Genomic DNA, 6,338 nt, shown 5'->3' on the forward strand with positions numbered 1-6,338 from the left:
GGCCGGGTCACTGCTGGCCGGCGAGCCCGGTGACGGTCTCGGCCGCTCCGTCGAGCGCCGTCTTCACGTCGCCCTCGCCGAAGATGACCGTCTTGCCCCACGCGTCGCGGATCGCCTGCAGCATCTGCACGGTGTTCGGTCCGGACGGCACCTCGATGGTGCGGCTCGCCTGGTCGCCGAAGCGCTGGTAGGCGGGGTTCGCCTCGAAGTAGACGGCGTAGGTGGTCTGCAGGTCGGTGCGCAGCGGCATCTGCCCGGTGGTCTCGAGCAGCGAGCGGTCCTGCTCCTCGCTGGTCGCGAACTTCAGCACCTCCCACGCCGTGCCCTTGTTGGCGCAGGCGGAGTAGAGGCCGACGTTCTTCGCGTCGCTGAAGGTCCAGGTGTCCTCGGCGGGCGTGCCGTCGGGGGTGGGCACCGAGACGGAGCCCCAGTTCAGGTCGTCGTAGACCGAGACCGCCCACGGGCCGACGATCGACATCGCGGCCTGGCCGTCGGCGAAGGCGTCGCCCTGGTACTGCTCGCGGCCGGCGAGGCCCTGGTCGTAGAGGCTCTTCCAGAAGTCGGCGACCTCGTAGCCGTCGTCGTCGGCGAAGGTGGCCTTGCCGTCCTCGACGAGGCTCGTCCCTCCGGTGGCCGCGGCGTAGAGCGGCATGAAGTCGAACTGGGTCTGGAAGAACTCGCTGGTGGGCGCGGGCTGGATCGCGGCGGGAGCGGCGCCCGACTCGACGAGCGTCTTCGATGTGGCGAGGAAGTCGTCGTAGGTCGACAGCGACGGGTTCTCGGGGTCGAGTCCCGCCTTCGCGAAGAGGTCCTTGTTGTAGAAGATGACGACCGGGTTGCTCTTCCACGGCATCTGGAAGTACTCGCCGTCGGCGTTCTGGTACTGCTCCGCGAGGTCGCCGCTGCGGGTCTCGATGTAGTCGGCGCCGCCGTCGAACGTCGAGAGGTCGACGAGTCCGCCCTGGCGCTCGAACTGGCCGACCGCGCTCGGGGCCGTGTTGAAGACGAGGCACGGCGCGTTGCCGGCCGTGATCGCGGCTCCGATGACCTCCTCGCTGCTCTTGCCCGCGGGGATCTCCTGCCCGGTGATCTCCTCGTCCGGGTGGTCCGCGTTCCACGCGTCGACCATGGCCTTGCCCCACTGCACCTCCTGCTCGTTGTTCGAGTACCAGATGGTGATCGGTCCGGTGGCGGTGAGGTCGGTCGACGCTCCGCCGCCGCCGCTGCAGGCGGTGAGGGCGAGGGTCGCGAGGGAGGCGGTGGCGATCCCGGTCAGCCAGCGTCTCGTCGTCGAGGGGGCCATGGTGTTCTCCTTGTCCGGCGTGCGCGACGGTGCGCACGCGTCTTCAGTGGGTCGACGGCCGCGGAGGAGCGGTCGAGTGGCGCACCACGAGCCCGGCGGGCTCGAGGTCGACGTCGGGGGCGCTGCCGGACTCGATGAGGTCGAGCAGCGTGCGGGCGGCCTCCTCGCCCCAGCGCGCGGGGCGCGTGCGGGCCGAGGTCAGCGACGGGTAGACGTGGGCGGCGATCTCGGAGTCGTCGAAGCCCGTGATCGAGAGGTCGTCGGGGAGCCGGAGCCCGCGGGCATGAGCGACCCCGAGGCCCGCGATGGCCATCGGGTCGTTGCCGAAGACGATCGCGGTGGGCGGGGTCGGGCTGTCGAGGAGCCGCTCCGTGGCCGCCGCGCCCTGCTCCGCGCTGAAGTCGGTGGCGACGAGCGCGGTGGGCTCGAGCCCCGCGTCGGTGCAGGCCCGCGTGAAGGCGTCGCGGCGGCGGGAGGAGTGGAGCAGGTGGTCCGGCCCGGCGACGTGGGCGATGCGGCGGTGGCCGAGTTCCGCCAGGTGCCGGACGGCGTCGGCGATCCCGGCCGAGTCGTCCATCACGACGGCCGGTGAGGAGGAGCCCTCGAGGCGCCCGAGCGTGACGGCCGGGATCTGCAGCTCGGCGAGCAGCGCCGGCCGGGAGTCGTCCTGCCGCAGGTCGGTGAGGAACACGCCGTCGACGCGGCGGTCGGCCGCGAGCGTGCGGTAGACGGCCTCCTCGGAGGCGCCCGGATTGACCACGCTCAGCACCAGCACCCGGCCGCGCTCGGCGAGCACGCGCTCGACTCCCGAGATGAAGGAGGGGAAGAACGGATCGGCCGCGATGACCGCCGGGTCGCGCGCCACGACGAGGCCCACCGCGAACGAGACGCTGGTGGAGAGGGAACGGGCCGTGAGGCTGGGCCGGTAGCCGAGCTCGGCGGCGACACGGAGGATCCGCTCGCGGGAGTCGGGCGAGACGCCCGGCCGGTCGTTGAGCGCGAACGAGACGAGCGCCTTGCTCACGCCGGCCTCGCGCGCGACGTCGAGGATCGTCGGTCTGCCCGCCATAGGAGCTCCTTCGCTCGTCGCCGCGTCTGAACCGGTTTTGTAAACCGGTTCAGAGCACCGTAGCAGGGAGGTGGGCGGAGGAGAAGAGGGAGGTGAACGGGGCGGTGCGCGTGCCACCTGGGGCGTAATTCCCGCCTGTCCCCGGTGCTGGGACGCGCACGCGTCGGCCGATCGCTACGGTGTCGGACGCCTGCGCATGGGCACCCGGGATGGCCGCCGAGCGAGTGGCTCCAGGCCGCTCACGGAACCGTCGAGCGACGGAATCTGAGAGCCCTCCGCGTCCCGACTCCGGCCCGGCTGGCTGGTGCTGGAGTGTCCCGGTGCCCGGTGACCCCGCAGGCACTCCCCCGACCCGAGAGAGAGAACGATCATGGCCCGCCCCCACTCCGCCAGCCGCACCACGAGCGAGCAGCGCACCGAGCACGCCGAGCAGTACTCGGCCGGAGCGCGCTACGCGTCGGAGGCGCTCGGCACCTTCCTCCTGGTCACCGGCGGCGTCGGCACCGCGGTCTTCGCCTCCGCCTTCCCCGACTCCGGCAACGCGCTCGGAGTCGGCTTCCTCGGCGTCGCCCTCGCCTTCGGCCTCACCGTGATGGCCGGCATCTACGCCGTCGGCCACATCTCCGGCGGCCACTTCAATCCCGCCGTCAGCATCGGCCTCGCCATCGCCGGCCGCACCGAGTGGAAGCACATCCCCGGCTACATCGTCAGCCAGATCCTCGGCGGGCTCATCGGAGCCGGAATGGTCTTCCTCGTCGCCGCCGACGGCCCCGCCGGCTACCTCGCCGCCGCCCGCGACTCCGGCTTCGCCTCCAACGGCTACGGCGCCGCCTCCCCCGGCGGCTTCGGCCTCGGCGCGGTTCTGCTGACCGAGATCGTCCTGACCGCCGTCTTCGTCGCCGTCATCCTCTCCGTCACCGCCAAGAGCGAGTACAAGGCCGTCGCGCCACTCGCCATCGGCTTCACGCTGACCCTCGTGCACCTGATCAGCATCCCGGTGAGCAACACGTCGGTGAACCCGGCACGGTCGATCGCTGCGGCAGTGTTCGCGGGGCCGGACGCTCTGGGGCAGGTGTGGGTGTTCCTGGTCGCGCCGATCGTGGGTGCTGCGATCGCGGGGGTGGGGACGAAGGTGCTGAACCAGCGGAAGTAAGGGGAGCGCGCGCGGTCGGCGTCGGCTCATGGCCCCGAAGCAGAACAGGCCTACGCTCGCACCCCCTCGGCGGAGCAAATATGATTTCGACTATTGGATGTCGGCGAGGGCGATTACTTCGAGGGAGATTGCAGCCAGCGTCAAGCGAGACCTGCGGGGTCCGAGCTAACGCTGAAGCCGGGCCGTTGACGCGGCGAACCTAATTCTTTGTTAAGTCTGACGCAATGATGGATTATTCTCCGCATTGTGATCCGCGGGCGCTCGGCATACTCTCCACTGCTTCGTCCTCCCTGTTCTACTGCCTGAGCCCCGGATACGCGTTCTCCACAGAGAGGCAACTTACCGCAATCACCAGTAGCGGCATAATTCGTAATTAACACCCCTATTAGATCGCCTTCAGCAACTGATCACCCGTACACACACCTTTTGCGCATGCTTCCAATCATCGATTGTTTCCGAATCAACAGAACTTTCGAAGACGACCTATGCGCGCTCAATCCAGCGAGAAAGAGGTGTCGACGACGCGGCTGGGGTTTCTTCGTGCGGCGCAGGTATCACGAATCATACTCGAGTGTTCAATTGTCGAACATCGACGCTCATGGGCGCCCCCGTGCCTACGCCGAAAAGTGCTCAAACCTGCTTCCTCTGCAGGAGTCCTGCCAGGGCTGCCACAACGATCGCACCAAGAAGCCATCCGAGAAGCGACATTGTCGCCGTCAACCATTGGACCCAGCCGCACGCGATAAAAGCGTCGGCCTGCCCGAGAGAAACGACCGGGAAGAGGAGATCAATTGCGAAGAGCACTGAATTGAAAGGGGGGTTCGATTCTTTAGCACGAAAGAGGCCAAATTTGTTCGCCGCATCGATAAGCAAGCTCCCGAGGACGATTAGTGACAAGAGCCAGCCGAGTGCTCGCTCGAGCCGGTAACCGTATCCAACTGTGACCCGCAGTAGGAGGCTCAGGGGAAGTGCCATGATTTTCCCTGGGCCCTTCGTGGATACCGCCGCCTCACGCTTTCCTGCCATGAGGACCTGCGTCGCGAAGGTGCCTCGACCTACGTTCCGGTAAGCATCAGCGACAGCGGCATACTTCTCCGGGTGGTATCGGTCGTCCAGCTTGATCCATTCCAAGCGCGAGCGAAGCGCGTCTCTATTCGCTCCATCAGCCTCCTCATCTCCTCTTAGGCGCCCGATGGAGACCCCAATGAGCTGCGCCGACGTCGGCCAGGATGACTGTGTATCTCGGTACGTCTCCATCGTCGCGTTCGTGAGGTCGAGTCGGCCTGAGATTTCCTTGAATAGGGCATGCACTGGACCGGAGACTGTAGAGCCGTCTAGGTCCAGGCAGGTCTTGCCCTCGTTTTTCAGCGTCGTGTCGGTACAGTCAAGAACGCGGAGGCGAGATCCGGCGATCTTTACCTCCCCTACGATCGTAGCGTCGGAGAGGATCACTGCACCGAGGTCGGCGGAGGACGCATCTATTGCCCTGAGCCCCGGCGCGAGAATGCTCGCTTCGTGAAAGGCGAGCTCCCCGCGCGAGACCAGGCCCACGAGCCAGATCCCGCCATTCACCGTGGCGTTCTGAAATTCGATTCCGCCGTGGATTGAGGCCGAGTCGAGCTCGATCGAGAACTCGGCGGCGCTCTCCACACGCGCTCCAGTAAAATCTAGCTGACCATTGACGGTGGCTCCGATCAACTGAACGACCCCCTTAATGATTGTGTCTTCGAAGGAGGCAAAGCCTTCCACGTGAAGATAGTTCCCATTGAGTGACTTGCCGTTCGGATTGATGAAACGACCGCCGACCGCTTCCACTCTCGCCATGCGAGCCCCGAACAGATTCACCTGACCGCGGCATTCGAACCCTTCGGCGAGGTTGAGAGCGCCGCTCATGACGATGTGCCGGGCGCTCAGCCCACGCATCTTTGATCCACGGAGACTTATGTTCGACGCTCTTGCCTTGGTCAGAATGAGCGGCCTATCGAAAGCGCACTCCTCAAGAGCTAGAGGGCAGATAATCGATCGGTCGCCGACGTTGAGAGACCCAGTGATCCGCGCACCTCGGAGCCTGACAGCGACCGGAGATGGTTCCCCCAGTTCTCCGGGAGCGGTCAGAAGAAGACGGAGCAACTCCCCACGTATTCGCCGTTCTTCTTGCCCCCTGAGGCGGAGATCTTCGACGACCCCTCGACGGGCCGCCAGTAGCACAGCACGTTCAGAAGCGGTGAGGGTCGTTGCGATCGACGCGGTCATGCGCAAGAGATAGCACATCTCTTGCTCTAAGTTGCGGAGGCGTAGGCCGATTCACGCATCAGAGGTCGCTTCCGAGCCAGAGTTCTCCGCCAATCCGGAAGCAACCCGCCGCAGCCGGTGCAAATCGCCGGCTGGTTCTAAGATATGAGTCGACCTCAAGATAGGGATGCGCGGGGCTCCCCCTCTGGAGTTGCTCGAGGAGACGCAGAGTCTCGCTTGCACGGGAGTCAGCCCTCAAGAATCACAAGATCTTCAATCTATAGCTCAGGTACGACCTTGCCGTAGCCAGGCAGAGACGAGCGGGTACAGAGACCCGCGATCGACATCTCGCCGCTGTGTCTGCGAGTCGCTGCAACCGCTCGTGAACAGCCGGCAGACCGACGGTCTGGCCGCCACGAGGGTCGACGCAGCTGTCCAATTCGATCACCCTCATCGGGGCGTTCGCCCCGACGCTCCGACTCGAGGGCTGACTCCCGTGCAAGCGAGACTCTGCGTCTCCTCGAGCAACTCCAGAGGGGGAGCCCCGCGCATCCCTATCTTGAGGTCGACTCATATCTTAG

4 protein-coding genes are annotated in these 6,338 nt (G+C 66.0%); 1 reads left to right on the forward strand and 3 read right to left on the reverse strand.

Annotation, left to right across the window (positions count from 1 at the left end; translation table 11 throughout):
• Positions 1 to 7: 7 nt before the first annotated feature.
• Positions 8 to 1,303, reverse strand: a complete 1,296-nt coding sequence (locus tag C5C82_RS07590) for an extracellular solute-binding protein (RefSeq protein WP_104354876.1) — start codon at positions 1,301 to 1,303, stop codon at positions 8 to 10.
• A 43-nt stretch (positions 1,304 to 1,346) separates the two neighbouring features.
• Positions 1,347 to 2,372: a LacI family DNA-binding transcriptional regulator gene (locus C5C82_RS07595; RefSeq protein WP_104354877.1), complete on the reverse strand. Its 1,026-nt coding sequence runs from the start codon at positions 2,370 to 2,372 to the stop codon at positions 1,347 to 1,349.
• Between the two features lie 370 nt (positions 2,373 to 2,742).
• Here C5C82_RS07595 and aqpZ point away from each other — a divergent pair, with 370 nt between their 5' ends.
• Positions 2,743 to 3,525 (forward strand): aquaporin Z, encoded by a 783-nt coding sequence (aqpZ, locus tag C5C82_RS07600; protein ID WP_104354878.1) that lies wholly within the window; start codon positions 2,743 to 2,745, stop codon positions 3,523 to 3,525.
• A gap of 630 nt (positions 3,526 to 4,155) precedes the next feature.
• Here aqpZ and C5C82_RS07605 read toward each other — a convergent pair.
• Complete coding sequence (locus tag C5C82_RS07605; RefSeq protein WP_146085965.1) at positions 4,156 to 5,778, reverse strand: pentapeptide repeat-containing protein; 1,623 nt, start codon at positions 5,776 to 5,778, stop codon at positions 4,156 to 4,158.
• Between the last annotated feature and the right edge of the window lie 560 nt (positions 5,779 to 6,338).

This window comes from Rathayibacter sp. AY1D5, assembly GCF_002932515.1.
Classification (GTDB): domain Bacteria; phylum Actinomycetota; class Actinomycetes; order Actinomycetales; family Microbacteriaceae; genus Rathayibacter.